The organism is Serratia sp. Nf2 (genome assembly GCF_003028435.1).
GTDB classification, from domain to species: Bacteria; Pseudomonadota; Gammaproteobacteria; order Enterobacterales; family Enterobacteriaceae; genus Serratia; species Serratia marcescens_L.
This window is the reverse complement of the sequence record NZ_PYTW01000008.1, coordinates 97,912-123,602: the sequence shown is the minus strand read 5'-3', so window position 1 is coordinate 123,602 and position 25,691 is coordinate 97,912. Positions and strand designations below refer to the sequence as shown.

General features: G+C 56.3%; 25 protein-coding genes and 1 tRNA gene. 6 read left to right on the top strand and 20 right to left on the bottom strand.

Going from position 1 to position 25,691, the window contains the following annotated elements:
* Positions 1 to 933 carry a 50S ribosomal protein L3 N(5)-glutamine methyltransferase gene (gene prmB / locus C9411_RS17950; RefSeq protein ID WP_028127753.1) on the bottom strand — a complete coding sequence of 311 codons (933 nt, stop codon included), beginning with the start codon at positions 931 to 933 and terminating at the stop codon, positions 1 to 3.
* A 170-nt stretch (positions 934 to 1,103) separates the two neighbouring features.
* Between prmB and smrB the strand changes: the two genes are divergently transcribed.
* Positions 1,104 to 1,634 (top strand): endonuclease SmrB, encoded by a 531-nt coding sequence (gene smrB / locus C9411_RS17945; protein ID WP_004936226.1) that lies wholly within the window; start codon positions 1,104 to 1,106, stop codon positions 1,632 to 1,634.
* 67 nt (positions 1,635 to 1,701) lie between these two features.
* Here the strand turns inward: smrB and sixA are convergent, their stop codons facing one another.
* The 4 genes from sixA to C9411_RS17925 form a co-directional block, all read right to left on the bottom strand.
* Complete coding sequence (gene sixA / locus C9411_RS17940) at positions 1,702 to 2,184, bottom strand: phosphohistidine phosphatase SixA (protein ID WP_004936230.1); 483 nt, start codon at positions 2,182 to 2,184, stop codon at positions 1,702 to 1,704.
* A gap of 388 nt (positions 2,185 to 2,572) precedes the next feature.
* Positions 2,573 to 4,738 carry a fatty acid oxidation complex subunit alpha FadJ gene (fadJ, locus tag C9411_RS17935; protein ID WP_063988949.1) on the bottom strand — a complete coding sequence of 722 codons (2,166 nt, stop codon included), beginning with the start codon at positions 4,736 to 4,738 and terminating at the stop codon, positions 2,573 to 2,575.
* Complete coding sequence (gene fadI, locus C9411_RS17930; RefSeq protein ID WP_063988948.1) at positions 4,738 to 6,048, bottom strand: acetyl-CoA C-acyltransferase FadI; 1,311 nt, start codon at positions 6,046 to 6,048, stop codon at positions 4,738 to 4,740. Before fadI ends, fadJ begins: the two co-directional genes overlap by 1 nt.
* A 196-nt stretch (positions 6,049 to 6,244) precedes the next feature.
* A complete protein-coding gene (locus C9411_RS17925; RefSeq protein WP_072145088.1) occupies positions 6,245 to 6,541 on the bottom strand; it encodes a YfcZ/YiiS family protein in 297 nt (98 codons plus the stop codon).
* A gap of 405 nt (positions 6,542 to 6,946) precedes the next feature.
* Here C9411_RS17925 and fadL point away from each other — a divergent pair, with 405 nt between their 5' ends.
* Positions 6,947 to 8,269, top strand: coding sequence for a long-chain fatty acid transporter FadL (gene fadL / locus C9411_RS17920; RefSeq protein WP_063988947.1), 1,323 nt, complete (start codon positions 6,947 to 6,949; stop codon positions 8,267 to 8,269).
* Between the two features lie 117 nt (positions 8,270 to 8,386).
* On the opposite strand, the gene mlaA is transcribed toward fadL, so the two are convergent.
* The 10 genes from mlaA to ccmA all read right to left on the bottom strand — a co-directional run bounded on the left by mlaA (position 8,387) and on the right by ccmA (position 16,240).
* On the bottom strand, positions 8,387 to 9,145 hold the full coding sequence (gene mlaA, locus C9411_RS17915) for a phospholipid-binding lipoprotein MlaA (RefSeq protein WP_021505590.1): 759 nt from the start codon (positions 9,143 to 9,145) through the stop codon (positions 8,387 to 8,389).
* Between the two features lie 28 nt (positions 9,146 to 9,173).
* Positions 9,174 to 10,388, bottom strand: a complete 1,215-nt coding sequence (gene ccmI, locus C9411_RS17910) for a c-type cytochrome biogenesis protein CcmI (protein ID WP_107227593.1) — start codon at positions 10,386 to 10,388, stop codon at positions 9,174 to 9,176.
* Complete coding sequence (locus C9411_RS17905) at positions 10,388 to 10,855, bottom strand: cytochrome c-type biogenesis protein (RefSeq protein WP_107227592.1); 468 nt, start codon at positions 10,853 to 10,855, stop codon at positions 10,388 to 10,390. The genes ccmI and C9411_RS17905 overlap by 1 nt, the downstream gene beginning before the upstream one ends.
* Positions 10,852 to 11,403 carry a DsbE family thiol:disulfide interchange protein gene (locus C9411_RS17900; RefSeq protein WP_033653726.1) on the bottom strand — a complete coding sequence of 184 codons (552 nt, stop codon included), beginning with the start codon at positions 11,401 to 11,403 and terminating at the stop codon, positions 10,852 to 10,854. The genes C9411_RS17905 and C9411_RS17900 overlap by 4 nt, the downstream gene beginning before the upstream one ends.
* Positions 11,400 to 13,370 carry a heme lyase CcmF/NrfE family subunit gene (locus C9411_RS17895; protein WP_063988943.1) on the bottom strand — a complete coding sequence of 657 codons (1,971 nt, stop codon included), beginning with the start codon at positions 13,368 to 13,370 and terminating at the stop codon, positions 11,400 to 11,402. Before C9411_RS17895 ends, C9411_RS17900 begins: the two co-directional genes overlap by 4 nt.
* A complete protein-coding gene (gene ccmE / locus C9411_RS17890; protein ID WP_004936264.1) occupies positions 13,367 to 13,861 on the bottom strand; it encodes a cytochrome c maturation protein CcmE in 495 nt (164 codons plus the stop codon). Before ccmE ends, C9411_RS17895 begins: the two co-directional genes overlap by 4 nt.
* Complete coding sequence (gene ccmD / locus C9411_RS17885; protein ID WP_107227591.1) at positions 13,858 to 14,094, bottom strand: heme exporter protein CcmD; 237 nt, start codon at positions 14,092 to 14,094, stop codon at positions 13,858 to 13,860. The genes ccmE and ccmD overlap by 4 nt, the downstream gene beginning before the upstream one ends.
* Positions 14,091 to 14,828: a heme ABC transporter permease gene (locus tag C9411_RS17880; protein WP_004936270.1), complete on the bottom strand. Its 738-nt coding sequence runs from the start codon at positions 14,826 to 14,828 to the stop codon at positions 14,091 to 14,093. Before C9411_RS17880 ends, ccmD begins: the two co-directional genes overlap by 4 nt.
* A gap of 120 nt (positions 14,829 to 14,948) precedes the next feature.
* Positions 14,949 to 15,608, bottom strand: a complete 660-nt coding sequence (ccmB, locus tag C9411_RS17875; RefSeq protein WP_025303731.1) for a heme exporter protein CcmB — start codon at positions 15,606 to 15,608, stop codon at positions 14,949 to 14,951.
* On the bottom strand, positions 15,608 to 16,240 hold the full coding sequence (gene ccmA, locus C9411_RS17870) for a cytochrome c biogenesis heme-transporting ATPase CcmA (RefSeq protein WP_107227590.1): 633 nt from the start codon (positions 16,238 to 16,240) through the stop codon (positions 15,608 to 15,610). The genes ccmB and ccmA overlap by 1 nt, the downstream gene beginning before the upstream one ends.
* Positions 16,241 to 16,469: 229 nt before the next feature.
* On the opposite strand from ccmA, the gene C9411_RS17865 reads away from it, so the two are divergent.
* From C9411_RS17865 to C9411_RS25865, 4 genes are all read left to right on the top strand, one after another.
* The gene (locus tag C9411_RS17865; protein WP_063988941.1) at positions 16,470 to 17,396 is read left to right on the top strand and encodes a formate/nitrite transporter family protein; all 927 of its coding nucleotides are present in this window, start codon (positions 16,470 to 16,472) and stop codon (positions 17,394 to 17,396) included.
* 129 nt (positions 17,397 to 17,525) lie between these two features.
* Positions 17,526 to 17,600, top strand: a tRNA-Arg gene (locus C9411_RS17860).
* Positions 17,601 to 17,765: 165 nt separating this feature from the next.
* A complete protein-coding gene (locus C9411_RS17855) occupies positions 17,766 to 18,932 on the top strand; it encodes a tyrosine-type recombinase/integrase (protein WP_107227653.1) in 1,167 nt (388 codons plus the stop codon).
* 209 nt (positions 18,933 to 19,141) lie between these two features.
* Positions 19,142 to 19,654, top strand: a complete 513-nt coding sequence (locus C9411_RS25865; protein WP_199200137.1) for a hypothetical protein — start codon at positions 19,142 to 19,144, stop codon at positions 19,652 to 19,654.
* Between the two features lie 206 nt (positions 19,655 to 19,860).
* Here C9411_RS25865 and C9411_RS17845 read toward each other — a convergent pair whose 3' ends face one another.
* From C9411_RS17845 to C9411_RS17820, 5 genes are all read right to left on the bottom strand, one after another.
* Positions 19,861 to 21,222 (bottom strand): hypothetical protein, encoded by a 1,362-nt coding sequence (locus C9411_RS17845; protein WP_107227589.1) that lies wholly within the window; start codon positions 21,220 to 21,222, stop codon positions 19,861 to 19,863.
* A gap of 470 nt (positions 21,223 to 21,692) precedes the next feature.
* Positions 21,693 to 21,974 (bottom strand): ogr/Delta-like zinc finger family protein, encoded by a 282-nt coding sequence (locus C9411_RS17835; protein ID WP_233221927.1) that lies wholly within the window; start codon positions 21,972 to 21,974, stop codon positions 21,693 to 21,695.
* Positions 21,975 to 22,356: 382 nt separating this feature from the next.
* Positions 22,357 to 25,041 carry a DUF927 domain-containing protein gene (locus tag C9411_RS17830; protein WP_107227586.1) on the bottom strand — a complete coding sequence of 895 codons (2,685 nt, stop codon included), beginning with the start codon at positions 25,039 to 25,041 and terminating at the stop codon, positions 22,357 to 22,359.
* A complete protein-coding gene (locus tag C9411_RS17825) occupies positions 25,041 to 25,448 on the bottom strand; it encodes a hypothetical protein (RefSeq protein WP_107227585.1) in 408 nt (135 codons plus the stop codon). The genes C9411_RS17830 and C9411_RS17825 overlap by 1 nt, the downstream gene beginning before the upstream one ends.
* Positions 25,435 to 25,689 carry a hypothetical protein gene (locus C9411_RS17820; protein WP_094461223.1) on the bottom strand — a complete coding sequence of 85 codons (255 nt, stop codon included), beginning with the start codon at positions 25,687 to 25,689 and terminating at the stop codon, positions 25,435 to 25,437. The genes C9411_RS17825 and C9411_RS17820 overlap by 14 nt, the downstream gene beginning before the upstream one ends.
* Between the last annotated feature and the right edge of the window lie 2 nt (positions 25,690 to 25,691).

The window sequence follows — 25,691 nt, the reverse complement described above, 5'->3', positions numbered from 1 at the left end:
TTAGCTGCGATAGAGGCTGAAGTGTTCCTTGCAATCCACCAACTGCTGCTTGGTCAGCATGAACACGCCGTCGCCGCCGTTTTCGAACTCCAGCCAGGTGAACGGAATATCCGGATATTGTTCCATCAGATGTACCATGCTGTTACCCACTTCACAAATCAGCACGCCGTCGTCGGTCAGGTAGTCCGGCGCGCAGGCCAGGATGCGGCGCACCAGCTTCAGGCCGTCGCTGCCCGCCGCCAGGCCCAGCTCCGGCTCAAAGCGGAACTCCTGCGGCAGATCGGACATGTCTTCCGCATCGACGTACGGCGGGTTGGTGACGATCAGATCGTACTGGATCGCGGGAACGTCGCGGAACAGATCGGAACGGATCGGGATCACCTGGTGTTCGACGCCGTGCGCCTGAATGTTGCGCTCGGTCACCGCCAGCACCTCGCTGGAGATGTCCACCGCGTCCACTTCCGCTTCCGGGAAAGCGTAGCCGCAGGCGATGGCGATGCAGCCGCTGCCGGTGCACATGTCGAGGATATGGCGTGGCGGGTGCGGGATCAGCGCGCTGAAGCGATCGTTGATCAGCTCGCCGATCGGCGAACGCGGCACCAGCACGCGTTCATCGACGTAGAATTCCATGCCGCAGAACCAGGCCTTGTTGGTCAGGTAAGCGACCGGGATGCGTTCGTTGACGCGGCGGATCACGCGCTCAACGATGCGATGGCGCTCGCTGGAGGTCAGGCGGGCGGTGTGCATGTCCTCCGGAATGTCCAACGGCAGGAACAGGCTTGGCAGCACCAATTGCACCGCTTCGTCCCACGGATTATCGGTTCCGTGACCATAGTAGATATTGGCGGCGTTGAAGCGGCTTACCGTCCAGCGCAGCATATCTTGAATGGTGTGCAGTTCGTTCACTGCTTCGTCGACGAAAATTTTGTCCAATTTGCCCTCCGGCAGGCGCTGTGTTTCATGATTTAGCCGCATAGTTTGCCATGAAGCCCGCGACAAATCACGCTTGCCCCTCGCGCTTTTCACTCTGGCCCGAGTTTTGCGTCGACAGCGCTCATTCACAAGGTAAACTAGCGAAATAAACGATTTCCGGTGAATGAAGCATGAAGAACAAGCCCCCTCTGAGCAAAGACGAACAACAGCTCTTCAGAGAGTCGGTGGCGGGCGCGAAAAAGCTGCGCCAGGACACCATCGTCCACCGTCCGCCGAAGCCCAAGGTCAAACAGATTGCCCCGCAGCGGCTGCTGCAGGAGCAGGTCGATGCCAGCTATTATTTTTCAGATGAATACCAGCCGCAACTGGAAGAGGAAGGCCCGACGCGCTACGTGCGCCCCGGCAGCAGCCCGTATGAGCTGAAGAAGCTACGACGCGGCGATTATTCGCCGGAGCTGTTTCTCGATTTGCACGGCCTGACCCAGCTGCAGGCCAAGCAGGAGTTGGGGGCGCTGATCGCCGCCTGCAAACGCGAGCACGTGCACTGCGCCTGCGTGATGCACGGGCACGGCAAGCACATTCTCAAACAGCAAACGCCGCTGTGGTTGGCGCAGCATCCCGACGTGCTGGCATTCCACCAGGCGCCGAAGGAATGGGGCGGCAATGCCGCCATCCTGCTGTTGGTGGAGCTGGCCGAGTAGGCCCGCAGAAACGACTCAGGGCGATGTCAGACATCGCCCTGAGTTTATTCCGCACCGCATCTGCGGCTCACACCTTGGCCATCACCTGCGATGGGCTGACCTGCCATTCAAACTTGCCGTAACTGCCGTCTGCCGGCAGATCGACGTTGGCAATCGCTGAGGTCGCGAACATCGGCGGGCACTCGCCCGGGCACAGTTCAGCCACCAGGTAGCCCACCAGCGGCAGGTGCGACACGATCAGCACCGAGCTCACCCCTTGCATCGCCAGCGCCTGCAGATAGCTGCCGACCTGTTCGGCATTGCCGCCCGGCGTCAGCTCGGGCAGCACTTCTTCGCCCTCCGGCAGCGTCAAGGCTTCACGCACCGTCGCCAGCGTCTGTTCGGCCCGCAGATAGGGGCTGACCAGCACGCGTTCAATATCCACAGACTTGGTGTTCAACCAGGCCGCCATCTGACGGGACTCGTCGCGGCCGCACAGGGTAAGGGGCCTTACCGCATCGCTGGCTGCCTCGAGCGCCGCCTCTCCGTGACGCATAATCAAAACTTGCATATTGCACCGCTGTTGTTGACAAAGTAACGCTATACAGAAACGCCGTGCGTGCTGTACCGCCGAGTTTTACAACCCAAAGCCAAAGCTTTAAAACGATAACGCGCCGTCTCTTTATGGCGGCCGGGCATTTTGCCTGAAAGTTTGCCTAAAGAAAATGCTGTTTTTTACAGCAACCCTCCCCTGGCAAACCTCGATTGCTCACAGAACAATCAATTCAACGGGTTAAATTTTAACCTTGCCGCCATGAAATTTATTGATGGCGGTCAAGCTAAGTTACCGCTGCCTGCGCCTTGCTGTACAGCCTCACCGGCTGACGCTGTTGCAAGGAGTGATGGCGATCACAACGCGGCCCTGTTGCAACTATAGTGCAAATCGGGCCGCCCTGCGTTCAGCTCCCCAGCGGGTAAAAGCGCTCGCCCTGCTGCGCCATGCGCTGCAAGCGCTCGCACGGGGCGAAATGCTCGCCGTGCTGCTGACGCAGGTAGTCCAGCGTCTTCACCACTTTCTCGGCGCCGAGCTCGTCCATATAGCGGAACGGGCCGCCGAGGAACGGCGGGAAGCCGATGCCGAACACCGCACCGATATCCCCGTCGCGCGCGCTGCGGATCACGCCTTCATCCAGGCAGCGCGCCGCTTCGTTCAGCATCATCATCACGCAGCGCTGAGCGACGGTCGCCGGCAGCATGTGCGCCTTCGGCGTGACGCCGAGCAGCGTATACAATGAGGTATCCGCACGTTTGCGCCGCTGCCGCTGCTGCCCTTCGCTCGGGTAGAGATAGAAGCCGCGGCCGTTCTTGCGCCCTTTGCGCCCGTCTTTCAGCACCGCATCGAACGCAGCCGGCGCGGCGAAACGCGGCCCCAGCGCCTCGACCAGCACGGGAATGATTTTGGTGCCGACGTCGATGCCCACTTCATCCAGCAGAGTGATGGGGCCGACCGGGAAACCGAAGTCCACCAGCGCCTTGTCCAGCGACTCAATCGGCTCACCTTCCAGCAGGCAGCGCGCCGCTTCGTTGATGTACGGCGCCAGGATGCGGTTGACATAAAAACCGGCGCTGTCGCCCACCACGATGGCGGTCTTGCCCTGCTTGTGCGCCAGCGCCACGGTGGTCGCGATGGTCTCTTCGCTGGTGCCGGCGTGCGGGATCACTTCCACCAGCGGCATTTTATCCACCGGGCTGAAGTAGTGCAGGCCGATCACCTGCTCCGGCCGCTGGGCCTGTTCGGCGATATGACCGATAGGCAACGAGGAAGTATTGGAAGCGAACACGGTATGCGGCGCACAGTTCGCTTCAACCTCAGCCACCATCTTCTGCTTCAGCGCCAGATCTTCAAACACCGCCTCGACCACGATATCCACCTGCTCAAAGCCGGTGTAATCGGTAGAACCGGAGATCAGCATCATCTGCTTTTGCCGTTCCGCCGGGCGCATGCGCTTGCTGCGCACCCGTTTGCCGAGCACGTCCCAGCTGTATTTAAGCGCGTGATTGATGCCGGTTTCATTAATGTCTTTGATGCGAACCGGCAAACCGCCGCGCGTGGCGGTGACGCAGGCGATCCCGCCGCCCATCAGACCGCCACCGAGAATGCCGACGCGATGCAGGGCATGCGGCTTGGCATTACCGCCCCGCTCTTTTTTCAGCGCGGTGGAGGCGAAGAACAGGCTGCGCAGCGCCGCCGACTGCGGCGTCATCGCCAGTTCGCCAAAGGCGCGCGCTTCGGCCTCATAGCCACTGGCGCTGCCGTGATCCAACCCGGTGCGCACCACCTGAATGATGCGCTCCGCCGCCGGGTAGTTGCCGTGGGTTTTCGCCAACGTTTTCTTGCGCACGATGCTGAACAGCAGACTTCTGCCCAGCGGGCCGTTGAGCAGGCGATCCTGCCACGGCAGCTCGCGCTGATGCTTCCAGCCTTGTTTCACCCGCTCGATGGCGGTCTGCAACAGGATCGACTGCGGCACGGCGTCGTCCACCAGCCCCATGCGCAGCGCCTGGCGGGCGCGAATGTGCTTGCCGGTCAGGATCATGTCCAGCGCCTTGGCGGCGCCGATCAGGCGCGGCAAGCGCTGCGTACCGCCGGAGCCCGGCAGCAGGCCCAGCTGCACTTCCGGCAGACCGAGTGCGGTTTTGTCATCCAATGAACAGACGCGGCCGTGGCAGGCCAGCGCCAATTCCAGGCCGCCGCCCAGGCAGGCGCCGTGAATGGCAGCCACCACCGGCACCGGGAAGGCGGCGATCTGCGCCAGCGTGCTCTGCCCTTTCTTGGCCAGCGTTTCCGCCTCTTTGGCGCTGGTGCAGGCGGCAATCATAGTGATGTCGGCGCCGGCGATAAACGAGTCCGGCTTGCCGGAAACGATCACCAGCCCTTCCAGCGCGGTATGCTGCTGCGCCCGGATCAGCACATCGTTCACCTGTTCGACGAACTCGGCCTTGAGCGTATTGACCTTATCGCCCGGCACATCGATGGTGATCACGCCGATGTTGTCGGGGCGAATCGTCAGCTGAAAGGCCGACGGTTTGGCGCGCTGTTCATGCAATGCGTTTTCAAAGCTCATCATTCCACCTCCACGATCATCGCGGCCCCTAATCCGCCGGCGGCGCAGGCGGTGGTCAGGCCCAGCCCGCCGCCGCGGCGTTTCAGCTCACGCAGCGTCTGGGTGATCATGCGCGCGCCGGTGGCGGCGAACGGATGGCCATAGGCGATGGAACCGCCCAAGACGTTGAATTTGTCCATGTCCACCTCGCCGATCGCCTGGCTGCGGCCAAGCTTCTCGCGGGCGAACTCTTCGCTGGCGAACATCTTCAGGTTGGCCAGCGTTTGCGCGGCGAAAGCTTCATGCATGTCGATGAGCGTCAGATCGGCCAGACCGATGCCGGCGCGATCCAGCGCCAGCGGCGTGGCGTAGGAAGGCCCCAGCAGCATGTCCTCCCACACGTCAATAGCGGCGAAAGCGAAGCTGCGCAAATAGCCCAGCGGCTGCAACCCCAGTTCTTTGGCGCGCGATTCGCTCATCATCAATACCGCCGCCGCACCGTCGGTCAGCGGCGTGCTGTTGGCCGCGGTGACGCTGCCATGCTTGCGATCGAACGCCGGTTTCAGCTTGGCGTAGGAGGCCAGGCTGGAATCTTTACGGATGTTGTTGTCTTCAGAAAGCTGCGCGCGGTAAGGCGGCACATAGGCGGTCATCACCTCATCGCGCAGCCACCCCTGCTGCCAGGCCTTGGCCGCCAGCTCGTGGGAACGGTGCGCCAGCGCATCCTGCGCCTCGCGGGTGATGCCGTGGCTCTTCGCCATCTGCTCGGCGGTATCGCCCATGCGCAGGCCGGTGGAATACTCCGCCACCGCCGGCGGCACCGGCATCAGATCGCGGAATTTCAGCCGGCTGAACAGCTTGAGACGCTGCGACAGCGTGCGCGCCTTGTTGACGTCCACCAACGTGCGCGCCAACGCTTTGCTGACGCCGATCGGCAAGACGGAAGAAGAGTCCGCCCCGCCGGCAATGCCGATACTGATGCTGCCGGCCATGATGCTCTCCGCCACGTTGGCAATCGCCTGGAAGCTGGTGGCGCAGGCGCGCGACACGCTGTAGGCGTCGGTATGGACGCTCATGCCAGTACCGAGCACGATTTCACGCGCGATGTTCGGTGCTTCGGGCATTTGCACCACCTGGCCGAACACCAGCTGTTCGATAAGCTGCGGATCGATGCCGCTGCGCGCCAACAGCTCACTCACCGCCGTTTTCCCTAAATCCACCGCCGGAATGCCGTGATAGGCAGTCGCCTGTTTGGCAAAGGGGGTACGCAGTCCATCCACAATCGCAATGCGGTCACCATGACGGGTCACCAAAGGCAGTGCCTTACTCATAAATGCTCCTGAAGAAAATAACGTCAGCGCAATGGGCAGAAAGAGGTCTGACCTGATGAGGTCATTGTTAACCAAACGGTTACATTTGGCAAACCGGCAGAGATCAAAACTGCGAGCAGGCGCACTTTCTATCGGGGGGGGGTGGGGAAAGCAATCCCCGGCGCGCAGCAGGCGGCACCGGGGGGTAAAGCGAGGATTAACGCAGGCCGAGCTGGAAGATCAGGGTTTCCGCCTGGCAGGCGAAGGTGAAATCGGCCTCCAACTGCACGCCGCCGTCAACCGGTTTAATGCTACTGCTGATGTCACAAGGGTCGGATTCTACCGCGCGCGCCTTTTCGCTCAGTGCGGCCAGCATCGCCTCCGCATCTTGTTGATTGCTGAACACCTGGCTGTAGGACGCGGTGCAATCGGTGTTATCCATCACGGTGCCGACATCCACACAGCAACACGCGGCGGTTTCCTGGGCGCTGCATTTATTAATTGCATCTGACATGATTGGTTCTCCTCAAGGGCCTCGGTTATCAGCCCAAATTGCCGTTTTACTCACCGGCACAAAGCCACAAAATTCTGCGGTTATTTTACGCTTCCACGCCGTCAATCACTAGCACTTACTTTTACTGGGTGTTTTAAGTGATGGAAATCACAAATAAAAATGAGCGTCTGCTAAGGAATGGTAAGAATTTTGTTATTTACCGCTGGCTTTTTGTTAAGCAGATCTCTTTTTTGATATCAGATTGTAAATATTTCAAAAACAAACTTGCAACATTTTCACAGGTCAGACCTATACTTCAGCCACTGGTCTGATTTGTCTGAACGATAACGGACCCTACAATCCCGCGCTCCTTGTTACCTCGTGTAACAATAGTTTAAATAATAAACACATAATGAGGTTTTGGTCATGAGCCAGAAAAACCTATTGACTAAATCAGCTCTCGCAGCTGCAGTGGCAATTATTTCTTCAAACGTGTCTGCCGCAGGATTCCAGCTGAATGAGTTCTCATCAGCTGGTTTAGGACGTTCGTATTCTGGCGAAGGCGCCATGGCGGATACGGCGGCCTCGGCGAGCCGCAACCCGGCATTGTTGATGATGTATACCCGCCCGGAACTCTCCATCGGCGCAGTCTTCATCGACCCAGACGTTGACATCACCGGTAAATCGCCTTCCGGTGCCAGCCTGGACTCAAAAAATATCGCCCCTGTCGCCTGGGTGCCGAACCTGCATTATGTTCACCCGATTAACGATCAGTTCGCCGTAGGCGGCTCGGTCACCAGCAACTACGGTCTGGCGACCGAATTCAACGACGGCTATACCGCCGGCGCTTACGGCGGCAAGACCGATCTGACTACCGTTAACCTCAACCTGAGCGGCGCCTACCGTCTGAACCAACACTTCAGCTTCGGTCTGGGCTTCGATGCGGTGTACGCCAAAGCCAAACTGGAACGCTACGCCGGTGAATTGCCGAAGCTGATCGCAGGTTCTGGCCAATTACCGCCGCAGCTAGCCGGCCCGGTATCACAGATCCCGGCTGATACCCAAATTTCGCATCTGAAAGGCGATAAATGGGGTTACGGCTGGAACGCCGGCATCCTGTACGAAGTGGACGAAAATAACCGCTACGGTTTCACCTATCGCTCCGAAGTCAAAATCAAGTTTGACGGCGATTACAAAAGCAGCCTGCCATCGGCCTATAACCCAATTCTGGGTTCCCTCGGCCTGCCTTTGGGCACCAACGGCAGCACCATCCCCGGCTCTCTGGATCTGAACCTGCCAGAGATGTGGGAACTGTCCGGCTACAACAAAGTTGCGCCGCAGTGGGCCATCCACTACAGCCTGGCGTACACCAGCTGGAGCCAGTTCCAGGAGCTGAGAGCTACCGGCAACAACGGCCAGACGCTGTTCGAAAAGCATGAAGGCTTCAAAGACGCTTACCGCATCGCGCTGGGTACCACCTACTTCTACGACGACAACTGGACCTTCCGCGGCGGTGTCGCCTTCGATGACAGCCCGGTGCCGGCACAGAACCGTTCCATCTCCATTCCGGATCAGGATCGCTTCTGGATCAGCGCAGGTACCTCTTACGCGTTCAACAAAGACGCGTCGGTTGACGTCGGCATTTCCTACATGCACGGCCAGAAAGTCACCATCAAAGAAGGCCCTTACACCTTTAACTCTGAAGGTAAAGCCTGGCTGTACGGCGCCAACTTCAACTACCGCTTCTAATCTCGCTTGAGAAAGAAGCCAAAGCGCCCCGTGGGGCGCTTTTTTTTGCCCGTCGCTTGCCGCCGACATAAAAAAAACCCGCCTGACGGCGGGTTTTCATTGGCGTAACGCCCGTGATTACTGCGAGTCGATCTCGTCCAGCTCGCCCTGGATCGCCTTGGCGTTCGGATTCTCTTCCGGCTTGAGCGAGCCGCCGTTGGCGATGAAATCGTGGCGCTGGAAGTAAGCCTCGCGCACCATGATATAAGGATCGGAGGAGTTGCGCAGCAGGCCGTCGGAATCCAGCAGCTGGGCACGGGTTTCGATACCCTCGACCACCCATTTGCCCGCCGACATCCAGAAGGTCAGGTAGCTCAGCATCGGATACAGCGTATCCGCAAAATCGCCGCCTTCGTCACGCAGCGTGAAGCTGCCGTAGCCCGGCAGCATCACGTACGGGCCGTAACCCACATCGTAATGGCCCAGCGTGCTGCCGAAGCGGTTCGGTTCTTCGCGCGCCAGTTTCGGGTTGGCCATGCCGGCCACGTCGATCAGGCCGCCCATCCCGAGCAGGGTGTTCAGGAAGAAACGGTTGAAGTGGATCATCCCGCGGTAAGGGTCGCCCTTCAGGAAGGCGTTGACCATGCTGGCCGGCTCTTCCAGGTTGGAGGTGAAGTTGCTGATGCCGTTACGCGCCGGCATCGGCACGTAGTCGCGCCAGGCCACCGCGACCGGGCGCAGGATATAAGGATCCAGGACGTTGTAGTTGAAGTCGAACATCGTCCGGTTAAATCCTTCCAGAGGATCGGAACGCCCTTGCGGATCGTTGTCTGGCGCGCTGGCACAGCCCACCAGTAATACCGTTGCGAATGCCACCCCAGTCAGGCGAAAGTTCATATTTTTCTCCATAAAAACACGTTCGGTCTTATTTTTCAGGGACCTGCTTGTTTATCTGAACGCTAACCTGCTCTTTACCGCTGAATGTCTGCAGCGAGCTTTCGCCGAACCAGTCTCCCGGCTGCGGCGTGGCCAATCCGTCCTGTGAGAGGCGCACACGCACCTGCACCTGATGCTGTGCCGAGAGTAGACGCTCGGGCATCATGGCGTTGCTGTCATCCAGAGAGAAAGACAGCGGAAAACGGCTCAGCGGCAATTGTTTTACCGCCACCGGTACCGGGCTGGCGCCGTCGGTAACCGAGATGACCAGCGTCCCCTGCGGCGGCAGGGCTTTCGCCGCCTGCGGTGACAGCGAAACGGTCACATTCAGTTTAACAGTTTCTCCGCCGGCCTGGGCTTTTGCTTGTGCAATGCTGCGCTTTATCACTTCCGCGCGCGGATCGTTGGCCGGCAGCAGCTGCAGCATCACCTGCCAGGCGCCGATCGCCTGCTTGAAGTCGCCCTGTTCGAAGGCATTGAACGCCAGCAGGCTCAGCACCCGCGGATCGCCGTGATTTTCTGCGATCATGCGCCGCAACAGCTGCGTCGCCCGCTTGTTATCCTCCGGATCGTTGGAGCGCGTCAAGACCTCGGCATAGCCGAGCCGCACTTCCAGACTATTCGGATCCAATTGATAAGCATGGGCAAACGCCTGCGTGGCTGTGGTAGCGTTGTTCAGCGCCATGCCAACCCGCCCCAGCATCATCCAGTCGTTGATGTTGCGATCGTCCTGCTGCAGCGCGGTGCGCAGCCCCAGCCCGAGACGGGCGATCTCTTCCATGCTCAGCGGTTTGGCGCGCTCATTGGCGACGCGCTCACGCAATTCCGGCATTTGCGCCTGCACCAGACGCCAGTCCAGCACCTGCGCCAACCCGCCGGTTTTCAGATAAAAGCCAACGGTCACCGCCAGCAATAACAGCACGCCCGGCACCAGCGCCCAGCGGTTGATCGGCTGCGCCTGCACCGCCTGCTCGACGGGAATGTCGTTCAACAGGTTCTGTTGCAGCTCTTTGACCAGCTCCGGGCGCTCGGCCACCACGCCCTGCTGCTCGTCCTGCTCCAGCTCGCTGAGGCGATCCTGATAAAAAGCCTTGTTCAACGCATCGCGCGTGGTGGCGCTCTGCTTGCCGTGGCGCATCGCCGGCACCACCAGCAACGCGGCGGCGCCGGCCAGCAACACGCAAATAATCAGCCAAAAAGCCATTAGGGTTTCTTCCTGTCAGTCTCTTGCAACAGCGCCGCCAGGCGCTGCCGTTCCCGTTCGGAGAATGCGTCGTCCACCGTCGCGTCGGGCCGGCGACGGGCGCGCAGGATCACTACCGCCCCGCCGATCAGCACGAACAGCAGCGGGCCGATCCACAAGATCAGCGTCGCCGGCGTTACCGGCGGCTCGTAGGTGACGAAGTTGCCGTAGCGCGCCACCATGTAATCGATGATCTGCTGCTTGCTTTGCCCCTGCATCATCAGCTCGTACACCTTGGTGCGCATGTCGGCGGCGATGATGGCGTTGGAATCGGCAATGCTGTTGTTTTGGCATTTCGGGCAGCGCAGCTGTTCGGTCAACTCGCGATACTGCTGTTCCTGCTCGACGGAGTTGAAGCGATAGGTATCGATCGCCGCGACGGCGCTCCAACTCAGCAGCGCGGCGCACAGCAGGACAATCAGCCTCATGCCTCACCCCCGTACTTTTTATACAGCGGCAGCACTTCCTGCTGCCAGACGCGCTCATTCATGTCGCCGGCGTGGCGATAGCGAATAATCCCCTGGCCGTCGATAAGGAAGGTCTCAGGTGCGCCGTACACCCCAAGATCCAACCCCAGCATGCCGTCGCCGTCGTACAGGCTGAGAGCATAGGGATTGCCGAGGGAATTCAGCCAGGTCACCGCCTTGGCGCGGTCGTCTTTATAGTTCAGGCCGACCACCCGCACGCCGCGCGCCGCCAGCGTATTAAGGTACTGGTGTTCCGCGCGGCAGGTCGGGCACCAGGTGGCCCAGACGTTGAGCAATATCGGCTTACCGTCGCGCAGCACCGCCTGATCGTAAGTTTTGCCGGGCTGATCCAGCGATTCCAGCCTGAAGGTCGGCACCGGTTTGCCGATCAGCGCCGATTCCAGCATGGTCGGATCTTCACCGCCGGCGTTGCGCGTCAGTTGCACCATCAGTGCCGCCACCAGCAGCAGGAAGAGGACCAACGGGATAAACAGCAGCTTACGATTCATGGTTGCGCCTCCAGCTTGCCTTCGCGCTTGAGTTTTTTACTCATGCGGTAACGCGGGTCGAGGATGCACAGCAGGCCGCCGATCGCCATAAAGACGCCGCCGAACCAAATCCAGCGCACGAAGGGTTTGTAATACAGGCGCACTGCCCAGGAACCGTCCTCCAGCTCCTCGCCCAGCGCCGCGTACAGATCGCGGCTGAAACCGCCGTCGATCGCCGCTTCGGTCATCATGCTGCGCGCCACGCTGTAGTAGCGTTTTTCCGCGTGCAGCGTCGCCTCCGGCTTGCCGTTGCGCGTGACGTCGATGATGCCGACGCCGCCGCTGTAGTTCGGACCGCGAATGTCGTGCACGTCGCGGAACACGAAGTGATAGTTGTGGATATCCACGCTGTCGCCGGCCTTCATCCGCACGTCGCGTTCCACGCTGTAGTTCTGGCTGAAGGCGATGCCGATCACCGTCACCGCCACGCCGAGGTGGCCGAGTACCATGCCCCAGTGGCTGCGGGACAGCTGGCGCAGCCCGCGCCAGAAACCGTGACGGTGGGTGGCGCGCTCATGCAGCTCCATCAGCGTCAGGATGATCACCCACAGCGCCATGATCAGGCCCACCACCGTCATGCCGGCGATGCTGTCCTGCAGCAGCCACGGCAGCAGGATTGACAACACCAGCGTCGCCAGCAGCGCCACGCCAAGGCGCCGCCACAGCTTGCCCGGCTCATCGCGGCGCCAGCGCACCAGCGGCCCGATGCCCAACAGCAGCGCCAGCGGCGCCATCAGCCAGGTGAACATGGTGTTGAAGAACGGCTCGCCAATCGAGATGCTGCCCAGCCCCAGCTGTTTGTGCACCAATGGCAGCAGCGTGCCCAACAGCACCACCAGCATGGCGGCGATCAGCAGCACGTTGTTGCCCAACAGGAAGGTCTCGCGCGAGAAGGTCTCGTGCTGCACCCGGCTGCGCACCTGGCCGCCCTTGACCGCGTACAGCAGCAGCGAACCGCCGATCACGATCACCAGATAGGCGAGGATGAACATGCCACGCGCCGGATCGGAGGCGAAGGAGTGCACCGAGACCAGCACGCCGGAGCGCACCAGGAAGGTGCCCAGCAGGCACAGCGAGAAGGCGGTGATCGCCAGCAACACCGTCCAGGCTTTGAACGTGCCGCGTTTTTCGGTCACCGCCAGCGAATGCATCAGCGCGGTGCCGGCCAACCACGGCATAAAGGAGGCATTCTCCACCGGATCCCAGAACCACCAGCCGCCCCAGCCCAGCTCATAGTAGGCCCAGGCCGATCCGAGCACGATACCGAGCGTGAGGAACACCCAGGCGGCGGTAGTCCACGGGCGTGACCAGCGCGCCCAGGCGGTGTCGAGCCGGCCGGCCATCAGCGAGGCGATGGCGAAGGCGAAGGCGACCGAGAAACCGACATAGCCCATATACAGCAGCGGCGGGTGGAAGATCAGGCCGATATCCTGCAGCAGCGGGTTGAGATCGCTGCCGTCGATCGGGAAATTCGGCAGCGTGCGGGTGAACGGATTGGAGGTCATGATGATGAACAACAGGAAACCGGCGGTGATCATCCCCATCACCGACAGCACCCGCGCCACCGCATCCTGCGGCATCGCCCGGCTGCACAACGCCACCGCCAGCGACCAACAACTCAGCAGAAGTACCCACAGCAGCAGCGAACCTTCATGCGCCCCCCAGGTGGCGGCGATACGGTAATACACTGGCAGTTGGGTATTGGAGTTGGTGGCCACGTAGGCGACGGTAAAATCGTTGACCACGAAGGCGTGCACCAGGCACAGGAACGCCAGCGCAATCGCGGCGAACATGCCGTAGGTCAGCGGGCGGGCTACCGCCATCATGCGGCTGTCTTGCCGCGCCGCGCCCCACTGCGGGTAAATGCTCAGCAGCAGCGCGATCGCCAACGCCAGGCACAGCAGAAAACTGCCCAGTTCCGGCATCATGACTTGGCGCCCTCCGCCTGCGGCGCGTTATACGCTTCCGCCGGGCCTTTGTGGTTCTCTTTCATTGCGTCTGCCACTTCAGGCGGCGTGTATTTTTCATCGTGTTTGGCCAGCACTTCGCGCGCATTGACCACGTTGCCCTCACCCAGCACGCCCTGTGCCACCACGCCCTGCCCTTCGCGGAACAGGTCCGGCAGAATGCCGGTGTAGGTCACGCCGATCGCGCCGCGCGCGTCGTAAATCTTGAAGCTGACCTGCAGCGTATTGGGATCGCGTTTCACCGAGCCCGGCATCACCATGCCGCCGATGCGCAGTCGCTGGCCAACCTCGGGCTTCTCATGATTTTCGCCCTTGCCCTGCAGGATTTCACCCGGGGTATAGAACAGATCGATGTTGGAGCGCAGCGCGTACAGCATCAGGGTCGCGGTCAGCGCGATGCCGATCAGCACAACGATCGCCAGATAAAGGCGGCTTTTACGACGTGGATTCACAATGATTTCTCCCGCGGTGGGGCGGATTTTTGTTTTGATTGTTGCGCATGGCGAATGCGCCGCTCGCGCGCCTGACGGCGGCCGATCTCGGCGAGCAACTGCCGCCGTTGCCAGACGGTGTGCGCCACCAGCCCCAACAGCGAAATCAGCGTGGCGGCGACCGCCAGCCAAACATAGAAGGCGTAACCGCCCATGGCGAAAAACGCCGACCAGGAATCGAACGCGGCATTCATGACTGACGCTCCTTATTCACCAGCCCGGCGACCCACGGGCGCTGGCGCTCCTGGAACAGGATCAGATTGCGCAGGCGCATCAGCGTCAGCGTGACGAACAGCAGCAGGTAACCGAGGATCGCCCAGCGCAGCGGGGTGCGCATGCTTGGCGCGATAGACTGCTGCATATTGGTCGAGCCCTGATGCAGCGTATTCCACCATTCGACCGAAAAATGGATGATCGGGATATTCACCACGCCCACCAGCACCAGAATCCCGGCGGCGCGGCCCGCCAGACGGCGGTCTTCAAAGGCGTTGTACAGCGCGATGACGCCCATATAAAGGAACAGCAGCACCAGCTCGGAGGTCAGACGCGCATCCCACACCCACCAGGTGCCCCACATCGGCTTGCCCCAGGCGGAGCCGGTCACCAGCGCGATAAAGGTGAACACCGCGCCGATCGGCGCCATCGCCGCTACCACGGTATCGGACATTTTCATCTGCCACACCAGGCCGATAAACGCCGCCACCGCCATCGAGGCGTAGATACCCATCGACCACATGGCCGCCGGCACGTGAATATAAATGATGCGGAAGCTGTCGCCCTGCTGATAATCCTTCGGCGCGAAACCAAAGCCCCATGCCCAGCCCAGCAGCAGGCAAGCCGCCGCCGCTAGCCCCAGCCAGGGGATAAAGCGGCCGCAGACGTGATACAGCCGTTCAGGCCGCGCCAGTTGATGTAACCATTTCCACATTGTCGTCAGTGCTCACGGTAATTTTTATGCGTCGGCCGCCCCGAGCGATCGAAACGGCGAAAATCTTCTGCGGGGTACGCTCTTGTCGGCCTTGCCCCGTCTGTTCATTCAATCAGTTAGCTAGTGCACGCTCACTCGCAGCGCCGCCGCGGTGGCAAACGGTGCCAATGTCACGCTGCCCGCCAGCATCGCGCCGAGTATCGCCAGGTAACCGTCGATCGGCATGCCCATCGAGGCGGCGTCGATCGCGCCGGTGGCGAAGATCAGCACCGGGATATACAGCGGCAACACCAGCAGGCTGAGCAGCACACCCCCTTTGCGCAGGCCGACTGTCAGCCCCACGCCGATAGCGCCAATCAGGCTCAGCGTCGGCGTGCCGAGCAGCAGCGTCCCCGCCACCGCCAGCCAGGTCTGCATATCGAGCGACAGCAGCAACGCCACCAGCGGCGACAGGATCAGCAGCGGCAGCCCCGTCACGACCCAGTGAGCACACACTTTGCCCAGCACCGTCATCGGCAGCGGCGTCGGCAGCAGCAACAGCTGCTCCAGCGAGCCGTCGAGGAAATCGTCGCGAAACAGCCGCTCCAGCGACAGCAGCGAGGCCAGCAGCGCCGCCACCCACACGATGCCCGGCGCAATCCGCGCCAGCAGCTGCGGCTCCGGGCCAATCCCCAACGGGAACAGCGTGATCACAATCAGGAAAAACCACAGCGGGTTGACGATCTCCGAACCTTTACGGCAGGCGATCTTCAGTTCACGGCGCACCAGGGTCAAAAACATCACAGGCTCCCCGCGTCATGTTCCGCCAAACGAACTTTACCCACCGTTTGGCTGACACCGGCCAAATCCTGATGGGTGGTCAACAATACCATGCCGCCCCGCTGCGCATGTTGTTCAAAAAGGCTAATCAACTCGGCTACGCCCTGCTTGTCGATCGCCGTCAGCGGCTCATCGAGGATCCACAGCGGCGCCGCGCTGAGCCACAGCCGCGCCAGCGCCACGCGCCGCTGCTGCCCGGCGGAAAGCTGCGCCACCGGCAGATCCTCGTAACCCACCAGCCCCACCTGCTCCAGGGCGCGCCAGATGGCCTGATGCTCGGTTGTGCCGCGCACCGCCTGATAAAACTGCAGGTTTTCGAAGGGCGTCAATACGGCTTTGATGCCGGGCTGATGGCCGATAAACAGCAAATCTTGCTGGTAACCCGCACGATCGCGCAGCGTGTTGCGCCCCCGCCAGCAGACCTCGCCGCCGTCCGGCTGCGCCAGGCCGGCGAGAATGCGCAGTAAACTGGTTTTGCCCGCGCCGTTCGGCCCTTCTACCTGAATGATATCGCCCGGATGAACTGAAAAGCTTAGCTCGCTAAACAGGATGCGCTCATCGCGCACGCAACTCAGACTTTTGGCTTCCAGCATCGGGGAACTCATATTTTTCTTTGGGATAGCGAATCATAGCATAAGCCTTTCCCCGCACGCAGCCCGCGGCGGGCGCGCCGACGGGCCAATATGGCGCGCAGGATCAAGAATGCGTGGAAAAAATCGGCGGATTTTAACTCTTGTTACCTTTTTCTGTATTTCGCCGCATTTAGGTCGGGCAACTACGCTTAATAACGTGAACTCACCCTTATTGAGCAGGAGCGACAGCATGAGCGAACAGCAACGCCAGGAACACGAGCCGGATGAAACAATGCAGGTAGAGAGCGAAGAACAGGAACAGGGCAAGCGCGAAATCGAAGTCAGGGAAGAGAATTTGCCGTCGCGCGCGGCGGCGGTGCATGAACAGATCCGGATGGAAGGCGAAAAAGAGCTGGAGCGCGACGGGCTGGCGCTGCTGTGGTCGGCGATCGCCGCCGGTCTGTCGATGGGCGCCTCGCTGGCGGCAAAAGGCATTTTCCACGCCCGTTTGCCGGACGATCCCAGCCGCTTTTTCATCGAGAACCTCGGCTACACCTTCGGTTTCATCATTGTCATCATGGCGCGCCAGCAGTTGTTTACCGAAAACACCGTCACGGCGGTATTGCCAATCATGCATAAACCCACCCCGCGCAACCTGCTGATCCTGCTGCGCCTGTGGGGCGTGGTGCTGCTCGGCAACCTGATCGGCACCGGACTGGCGGCGCTGGCGTTTACCCATATGCCGCTGTTCGACGCCGAAACGCGCGGCGCCTTCATCAGCCTGGGTGAAGAGGTGATGCGCCATACGCCGGGAGAGATGTTCGCCAACGGCATCCTGGCCGGCTGGATCATCGCCACCATGGTGTGGATGATCCCGGCCGCCGGCGCGGCGAAAATTTGGGTGATCGTGCTGATGACCTACCTGGTGGCGATTTGCGATTTGACCCATATCGTGGTCGGCTCGGTCGAGATCCTGTATCTGGTGTTCAACGGCGCGATTGGCTGGCCAGAATTCATTTACCCGTTCGCCCTGCCGACGCTGGCGGGCAACATCATCGGCGGCACCTTTATCTTTGCGCTGATCAGCCACGCGCAGATCCGCAACGATTTGAGCGCCAAAAACCAGGCCGCGCATCGGCAAGAGGAAAAGCGGCGCCACGGCGGGGAAAAACCGTGATCGCCGTCGGTTAGCCGAGGAAATTTCGGCGTGAACTGGCGAGGTATTGAGCAAACGCGCCGCTAAGCGCTTATTCTGCGGGTAAAAAAAGGTATAATGCCCCGGCAGCGTCGGTTGCCGGCCCGCAGCGTCCCCGTAGTTAAACGGATATAACAAGCCCCTCCTAAGGGCTAGTTACTGGTTCGATTCCAGTCGGGGACACCATTACTACATCTCAACACGTCCAAAGAGCTCTATAAAACCCTTCTATAACAATCAGTTCATCTAAAATTTTGTCTAACAACATCCAACGCTGTTTAGTAAAATCCAAGCTTGGGTGTGTATAATATTGCGTATAACTCCAGGTTCGAAGTTTTGGTTATACACATTATGCTACTCACAGATGTACAGATACGACGCGCTAAAGCCCAGGACAAGCCCTACACATTGAACGATGGGAGCGGCCTATCCCTGCTAATTGATACCAACGGCGGTAAGGGCTGGCGTTTCCGCTACCGATTTGCCGGCAAGGCGAAGATGATCTCTTTTGGTGTTTATGGTGCAGTTTCACTTGCTGAAGCTCGAAAGAAGCGCGATGAGGCCCGAAATCAATTAGCCAATGGCATCAACCCTAGCGATGCACGTAGAGCAAATAAAATTGCCCTCGCCCACACCAACAACGATACCTTCGAAGCTATCGCCCGTGAATGGCACAGTTCCAAGCTTCCAACCTGGTCAACAGATTACGCCGATTATGTGATGCGGGGTTTTGAAAACAACGTATTCCCTTACATCGGTAAACGGCCAATCGACCAAATCGCCCCGTTGGAGTTGCTTACCGTTTTGCAAAAGATAGAAAAGCGTGGCGCGCTGGAATTAACAAGTAAGGTCAGAAGGCGCTGTGGTGAAGTTTTCCGTTACGCTGTAGTAACCGGTCGAGCAACCTATAATCCGGCACCAGATCTGGCTAGCGCACTGAATAAGCCCAAGAACGGCCATTATCCTTTCTTAACTGAAAGCGAATTGCCAGAGTTTATGCTCGCACTCAATAACTACCAGGGTAGTAAACTAACGAAATATGCTACACAACTGCTAATCCTAACCGGCGTTCGCACTATAGAACTACGAGCTGCCCAATGGTCAGAATTCGATTTTAAGAATGCATTGTGGGAAGTGCCAAAAGAACGGATGAAGAAGCGTCGCTCCCACCTGGTACCGCTTTCAACCCAAGCTTTAGAGATCCTTGAAAAACTAAAAGTGCTTACTGGACGCTATACGCTGTTGTTTCCTGGTCGTAACGATGTCCGCAAGCCGATGAGCGAAGCCAGCATCAATAAAGTTATCAAGATGCTCGGTTATCACGGCCGTGCTACTGGTCACGGTTTCCGCCATACAATGAGTACCATTTTACACGAGCATGGCTTTGAAAGCGCCTGGATTGAAATGCAGCTTGCGCATGTTGATAAAAACTCTATCCGAGGAACTTACAATCATGCGCAATACTTGGAAGGGCGGAGGGGTATGATGCAATGGTATGCAGCTACAATAGCGCCTTAACAAAAACATACAAATAGTATTATTAGCTCAAATTTGAGCTGGCACTTTGCGGCTCAGAACTATACTCAATCTGACAGTAAACGTTGAGTGAGACGCGGGCATCGTAACATCGTAGTGCAATGATTATCGAGCAGAGGCTCAAGCTGCATGATATTGTAACCTTAATATGCTATTTTTAATTTACACTATCTAGTTGAGGTCTATCTATAATGAATACTTCAGAACATTGCAAAGAGGTTTACGCATACTTCGGGCTAGCTATGTACAGAGCACAATGTGTCGAACAGTCGATAATACAACTGCTCATTTTCTTCGATTTTTTCAAAGAAAAAATACCTAAATTCACCACAAATGATGAGTGGGAAAATGACTTTGATCAATTTGACAAATTCCTTTCTGAAAAAACGATGGGTCAGCTTTTAGGTCTAATAAAAAAACTTGGAGTGCTAAATGAAGACATTAAAAACACACTTTCAATAGCCTTGAAAAAAAGAAATTGGTTAGCTCATTCATATTTTGTTGATCATGCATTAGATTTTATTAATGAATCAGGTCGTCACGATATGATTAAAGAACTTAATCATACAATCGAACTCTTTAACTCAGTTGAAGATATTTTGCAACCCATAACAAAATCAGCCGCACTAAAGTACGGTTTAACAGATGAGGTACTGGAAAAGATACAAAAAGAAATGTGTGAATCCGTTAAAAGTGATCTCTAGAATCAGAGATGGGTCAATTTATTAACCATATAAACTTTGACCCAAAGAGCCCCTTCCACTCAAAACTCGACTATCACACCTGATAATTAATGGCCGGAAAAACTGCTAGGTTAAATCTGATTCAATGAAGATATTTAAAAAACATAAATTCATTATCTAATTGCGTACAAACCATTTTATACGCAATTAATCACAAAGAAGAATAGCTATTTTTTACTATCTACTAAATTCTTCGTACTATCCACCAACTCCTTAACAGCATCAATTAATGACTTGCTCTCGGATGTTTTTACCTTACTATGTTGTATAGGCGTTTTATATATCTCATTAACCGAATTCATGATCAGCTGGTCTTTATTCTCTTCATTTCTCAACTGTGAGGCATAAGAATTCAGAGTCAATGCCACTGCCGATTTGAATGCATACTCTTCCTGAAAATTCCTCTCTCTACTATATTGCGAAATACCAAATAACAGAAGACCAATGGCCGGCAGTGCTTTTAGTGAGTTAATTATAATAACTTGATATGACAGCACTGCTCCCTGACTTGTAGAAAAAAGAATAAATATCCAAATAACTGTAGCACTCGCTAAAATAGGGACAGCCCATTTCCAGAAATTAACAGATGGGGACAATTCTTCTTTACGCTGCTTAAATGTCTCGAAAAGCGACGCACCGACTTCCCTACCAATTAAATCATCAAGGTATTGATTACGCTCTTCAAAATACTCTTCTTTGCCTTGAACAAAATTCAATGACTGTTCAAACGAATCTTTCAACTCATTGTATTTAGTATCTTGATTTGCTATTTTCTTTCCGTATTCAATTATATCATCCTGGAGAGTATTTAACTCCCCCCTCGCTTCACTGAGTAGTTTCTCAGAGTCAACCCGTTTGCTCTCGGTTATATTAAACTGCGAGTTTATCTTTTCAACTGTAGATGTGGCATTATTATGAAGTTCATTTATTGCGATGTTTTGCCTATTCATTTCTGACAAACCAGCTTCGATTTCCCTCAACTCTGACTGCTTAGCAGAGATGAAAGACGACAACTCATCTTTCTTTTTATCTATTTGCGAAACGATTTCAACAAAACTTTCAGAGTAATTGGTTAGGTGATATTTAAGAGTTTCCAAAACCTCCCTGTCTTGTATATTTTTATCTTCGGAGCTTTTGAAGTATTTCCTATTACTTTTTTCCCAAAACCCATTCAAACGTTGATAGTGCACAAGCCTATTTAAACATTGAACACTCGAAGGGAATGATGCTGAACTTATATACGAAACAACACTCGATATATCAGAATGTAAATTACCGTTACTAAACTCATTGTTAAAATTATATTGATATGGAAGTGATTTAAAACCTACATCCATCAATTCTTGTTTGAAGTGCCGGAATACTTTATTAACAATTATGATATATTCACTTATTGTATAATCGCCGATCATCGCTGTATCATAATTTAATTCATCTTTATTAAGGCTTTTTCCTAAAATGTCTTCGAAATTTAGGGCATAAAAACTATCTATATCAGTCTTAATTTGTTCTATCTGTGATTGGTTCATATTTTCCTCAAGTAATTGGGGATTCTTATTAGTTAGTTATTTTTCATTTTATCATATTATACCCTTGCGTAAACGATCTAAGCACGGAAACGGCACTACACCGCACCCGCCTGCACAATTTGGATCAGGAAATTTTTTCAGTTCTGATTTTCTACAAAACATCCCGCCGGGCCGCGCCACGCCTAGGGCTTTGCGAGCAATTCCAAACTGAAAAGATTGAAAAGAATTTCAGTATTTTTCAGTAGACCTCTCAATTTAACCTCCCCCGCGCAATCACAACGATATGATTAAATTAGATTTTTTTATTTTACGTGAGATCGCGCCTATAAAATCACCTCCGCAGCACAATGACGAAAAACGCAAAAGCCGCGCAGGGCGCGGCTTCGCGAGGTGTGGACGTAAACTATCCAACTGAAAAAGCTGTAATCTAAACTGCCGATGCAGCCCCTATGCCGTGGCATATGATGGCATTACTGCTTCGCTACGTAATCGGCGTGTTTGCGCCGCGTAACGACAGGTTTGATGGGGTCGGGTACTCTGTCCTTTGCCTCTTGTGATTCTTTATCCTGAGCCGCCTTAAGCCACCCAATGGTGTCTGCTCGTTGTTCTGGAGTAATCCCCTTAAGCAAACTCTGGATCATCTGACCGTGCGTCAATGCACTAGGACACAGGGTATGGGAAAACGTCACATTAGCCACAAACCGGTGACCACACTCCGGATTGCTACAGGTGCAGTACACATCCGCAAGCATCTTATGCTTGCGATTCGTCTTACTAATAATGGCTTTCGACTCACAATCGGGGCAAACCACCGTAAATGTTCGCATTCCTTTTAACTCCTTCAATCTTTCAACACCGCCAGCCAGGAAAGAAGCCTCTGCAAGCCGGTTTTCACCTTCTCTTTATCCTTTTTGACTGGTAACAGTGGGAACACTGGTAACACCATTGATATATAAGGATAAAACCCGTTACCACTGGCTATTTTCGACTGGTATCAACTGGTAACAGCCACAAAAACGTTACCAGTGTTACCAGTGGATAGATTTCACTGGTAACACCGACAAGCCTTGCCACATCTGGGTGTTACCTCAGTTACCAGTGTTACCAGTCATAAATAAGACTCGCGTAAGAGAATTACCCCAGAACGCTACTGTTAAACTGATAAACCCGTTTCAGCCCCATTTCTGGCAGGCGTATGTTTTTCTGCGTCCGGGTTTCATCCTCTGGCACATCCAGATACCCCGCCGCCGCACATAAACGCGCCACCTTCTTGGCGTCAAACCCCTTGCAGATTTCCTTCCACCCAGACGGCAACACATAAAACGTGGTCACCGCGTCTTCCAGGTTGTCGCCTTTTTTTACCTGGCGAAACCCCACCATATTTCCTGGCCGGCTTTGTGCATCGTACCAATCGGCAAAGCGGCTAAATTGATTGCGCGTCATAAAGTCCCTGACCTGCTCCAGCGCTGCGGCGTCCTCCTGATTGGCGGAGTGGCCCCGGTCATACATCCACGCAGCCAGGCAGCTTTTAGCGGCTTTTAACGCCTCACCTTGCGCCCAACCGGTGATCCCCGCTTCGGTGGCCAATTCTCCGGCCATCGCCACCAGGGCAAAGCGCGTTACCGCTCTGCCAACTTGGTTCCCCGCATTTTCCGGTGTGAGCAGCCGCGTGTAGTCTTTCAGCAAGGATTTGGCCTTATGCGTCATGCCCGGCAGATCCGCTGTCAAACAACGTAACCACTCCCGGAACGGCGCTCCGTGGCTTGTGGTGACAGCCTGCTCCAGATGTTCCGCCAGTGCCTTCCCCCCGCCAAAGCCGTGCAGTTCTTCGAATACGCCATACTTGCCGGTGTCACTGGGAATTTGGATCATCCTGACCTCTACCCCGGCATAGGTGCGCTCCCCCACGTTGGCCGCATGTTCAACCAGGGATAGCTCGCCGGTGGAGAGGAACAACAAACACCACCTATTGGTTTCACGCACGCTTCCGTCTGTTCTAGCTCGTGCCTTGCCCTGACCGTTCGCCAACATATAGGCGATATTGCCGGCCTCACGGCCATCCACTTCGCGGATCTCATCCAGCATCAAGGTGGCATCGTTGCGACGGCTGGCCGTCCCTTCCAGTGCGTTACCAGTCGCACGCCAGGTATGCCAAAAATCCGTACCCCCACAGACCGACGCCGCCACTTTCATGGTCGTGGTTTTGCCATCCGTCGATTCGCCTTTGAGGTGATAGCCACCACCACCGACGCCCACCAGTTTTAACAGGGGAGCAGCAAAGGCCAGGCTGACCGCGAACGCCACTCGCCCATTGCCCACACAGTAACGCCCAATCTGTTCGCGCCATTCATCCAGCGTGCCAGACTGGCGGAAATCACGCCCCTGAACACTGGAGGTTTGCAGGATCACCGATTCCGCACCAATGCCGATCACTTCATCCTGGAGTACGTAAACCGAGCCATGCCAACCGGTTTTGGTGACACACGTCACTTTACGTTCAGGCTTGCATAACGAGATGTACTCCATCAGATGCGCACGCGCCTGGCCGTTGATATTGATGTACGACAGCCCATTGACCAGCAACACGCGCCGCAGCTCTTCCCCGCCACCGCATAACATTTCCATCGGCATCGCCCATTTCCGGCTGATCCCATTGGTATCTTCCCACTCCAGCAAACGGCCATAGTTACTGCCATCTTCATCGCAGGTAATGGCGGTGACCCGCAGCGGGCTGCATATCTTGATATTGCGGATCTCGGTGTCACCGTCCGACTTGTTAACCAGTTTGTCGTACCACAGATATTCCTGGGTAAGCCGGAATCCCTGCGGCAGTTTGGTTTTCCCTTTGCCAAACAGGATCATTTCCTCCCGGAAAGCTTCTTTCGCGCGCTCCAGCCCTTGATCCTGGCGAAAATCGTCCCAATCGGCCTTATGCCGTGTGGGCGGCAACGTAACCCAACCATCTACCGCCTTGGCCGCTTTTTCCGCCCACAATTTGCCGGTGTTTTCTTTCCCGTCGTCAAAATCGTTATCCCCCGCCACAACCAAACGCGCCTCTGGCCACTTTTGCCGCAGTTGCTGCGCCACATTAACCAAGTTGCTGGCGGCAACGGCGGCGACGATCACACCCTCGGTTAGCCTGGCCACGGTCAATGCAGTGGCATAGCCCTCGGTGATAATTACCTGTTCCGGCGGTTCTTGACCTGGTTCATTTACGGCAACGAATGCCCCGGCTAACAGCGAATGAGGCAGCAGGCGCTTTTCTCCCAGGGGGTGGATCAACTGCGCCCCGCGTAATTGCCCTGACACGTCCGTTAATGGCAGCAGAAGTGCCCCTACAGGAAACTCAACGCCACCATAAGAAGCCGTCTGCCCAATCAGCGTGACCGTCTGCCCCTGCAAGCCTTTCTCTGTCAGATACGGGCTTTCGCCCGTTGAACTGCGTGATAACAATGCCTGGTAGCTTTTCTGCATCTTTGCCAATTTCTGCGCATCGGAGGTTTCTTTCCTGGCGGGCAAAATGGGTGACTGTTGCACGGCAGGCAAGGCCAACGCCTGAGCCACCTCCTTCGCCGCACTGGCTGCATCAATCCCGGCGACCAGTTTTACCAAATCCAGGCCATCGCCATGCTGGCAATGCGAACATATCCATGTCCCGCGTCCGTCACGATCATCGAAACGAAAGCGATCCGTTCCACCACATTTAGGGCAAGGGCCATGTTTACCGTTAGCGGGAACCTTGATACTCAACGCCGGGAGGATATGCGGCCAGCGCCCTTTGGCGGCGTTAATGGCCGCTGTAACCGGTTGTTGGCTCATCAGTGCACCTCCCTGGCATTACGGGCGTATAACGTAGCCCCTGGGGGCAACTCGCCATCAGGGGCACCAAAGATAATGTCTCGATACACTTCGCACAGCCGATGATAGCCATAATGGGATAGTTGTACTGGCGCAATCATAAAACCAGGTGCCAGCATGGCCATCAAATCCGCAGCGGCCAACATCCCGCCCTCCATGACGCCAAACTGGTCGATAAAAGGCGCCTCAATATGATAAATAATATTCAACGCGACCTTATCCAGCGTTAGCATCACTTCTTCCCCATCATAAATAAATACCGCTTGACCATTTTTACTTGTCATTGAGTCAATAAAAGCGCAGGCAATATAATGACGCAGCAAGGCAATTTTAAATTCGGGTGATGCGGGGTGATTAATTGATAGCATTATCTTCCCCTTTAATTTTGGTCACGCTCAATAAAATACTGTTATCAAGCACACCATCCAGTTGCCCGGCCAAACATTCAAACAGGGCTGACACCCCTAATGCTGAAACCATTTTTTGATTACTGCTGCCTTGGTGACTCATCAAATCGGCCATAAGTTCACACACCAATGTGGCGCGAATTAATTGCTCACCGCCTTGATCACCCAAAGAATACTTGGAGGTAAGTTTATTGTTGTTCATTT

What these genes read in the sequence shown, in the direction of transcription:
- ccmA (WP_107227590.1), bottom strand. Translation starts at nt 16,240, where the DNA reads ATGCTGGAAGCCAAAAGTCTGAGTTGCGTGCGCGATGAGCGCATCCTG.
- ccmD (WP_107227591.1), bottom strand. Translation starts at nt 14,094, where the DNA reads ATGAATGCCGCGTTCGATTCCTGGTCGGCGTTTTTCGCCATGGGCGGT.
- C9411_RS17830 (WP_107227586.1), bottom strand. Translation starts at nt 25,041, where the DNA reads ATGAGCCAACAACCGGTTACAGCGGCCATTAACGCCGCCAAAGGGCGC.
- ccmB (WP_025303731.1), bottom strand. Translation starts at nt 15,608, where the DNA reads ATGTTTTTGACCCTGGTGCGCCGTGAACTGAAGATCGCCTGCCGTAAA.
- C9411_RS17895 (WP_063988943.1), bottom strand. Translation starts at nt 13,370, where the DNA reads ATGATGCCGGAACTGGGCAGTTTTCTGCTGTGCCTGGCGTTGGCGATC.
- C9411_RS17825 (WP_107227585.1), bottom strand. Translation starts at nt 25,448, where the DNA reads ATGCTATCAATTAATCACCCCGCATCACCCGAATTTAAAATTGCCTTG.
- C9411_RS25865 (WP_199200137.1), top strand. Translation starts at nt 19,142, where the DNA reads ATGAATACTTCAGAACATTGCAAAGAGGTTTACGCATACTTCGGGCTA.
- C9411_RS17865 (WP_063988941.1), top strand. Translation starts at nt 16,470, where the DNA reads ATGAGCGAACAGCAACGCCAGGAACACGAGCCGGATGAAACAATGCAG.
- C9411_RS17855 (WP_107227653.1), top strand. Translation starts at nt 17,766, where the DNA reads ATGCTACTCACAGATGTACAGATACGACGCGCTAAAGCCCAGGACAAG.
- C9411_RS17900 (WP_033653726.1), bottom strand. Translation starts at nt 11,403, where the DNA reads ATGAATCGTAAGCTGCTGTTTATCCCGTTGGTCCTCTTCCTGCTGCTG.
- smrB (WP_004936226.1), top strand. Translation starts at nt 1,104, where the DNA reads ATGAAGAACAAGCCCCCTCTGAGCAAAGACGAACAACAGCTCTTCAGA.
- sixA (WP_004936230.1), bottom strand. Translation starts at nt 2,184, where the DNA reads ATGCAAGTTTTGATTATGCGTCACGGAGAGGCGGCGCTCGAGGCAGCC.
- fadI (WP_063988948.1), bottom strand. Translation starts at nt 6,048, where the DNA reads ATGAGTAAGGCACTGCCTTTGGTGACCCGTCATGGTGACCGCATTGCG.
- fadJ (WP_063988949.1), bottom strand. Translation starts at nt 4,738, where the DNA reads ATGAGCTTTGAAAACGCATTGCATGAACAGCGCGCCAAACCGTCGGCC.
- ccmI (WP_107227593.1), bottom strand. Translation starts at nt 10,388, where the DNA reads ATGGCTTTTTGGCTGATTATTTGCGTGTTGCTGGCCGGCGCCGCCGCG.
- C9411_RS17880 (WP_004936270.1), bottom strand. Translation starts at nt 14,828, where the DNA reads ATGTGGAAATGGTTACATCAACTGGCGCGGCCTGAACGGCTGTATCAC.
- mlaA (WP_021505590.1), bottom strand. Translation starts at nt 9,145, where the DNA reads ATGAACTTTCGCCTGACTGGGGTGGCATTCGCAACGGTATTACTGGTG.
- C9411_RS17925 (WP_072145088.1), bottom strand. Translation starts at nt 6,541, where the DNA reads ATGTCAGATGCAATTAATAAATGCAGCGCCCAGGAAACCGCCGCGTGT.
- C9411_RS17905 (WP_107227592.1), bottom strand. Translation starts at nt 10,855, where the DNA reads ATGAGGCTGATTGTCCTGCTGTGCGCCGCGCTGCTGAGTTGGAGCGCC.
- C9411_RS17835 (WP_233221927.1), bottom strand. Translation starts at nt 21,974, where the DNA reads ATGCTTGCGGATGTGTACTGCACCTGTAGCAATCCGGAGTGTGGTCAC.
- C9411_RS17820 (WP_094461223.1), bottom strand. Translation starts at nt 25,689, where the DNA reads ATGAACAACAATAAACTTACCTCCAAGTATTCTTTGGGTGATCAAGGC.
- C9411_RS17845 (WP_107227589.1), bottom strand. Translation starts at nt 21,222, where the DNA reads ATGAACCAATCACAGATAGAACAAATTAAGACTGATATAGATAGTTTT.
- fadL (WP_063988947.1), top strand. Translation starts at nt 6,947, where the DNA reads ATGAGCCAGAAAAACCTATTGACTAAATCAGCTCTCGCAGCTGCAGTG.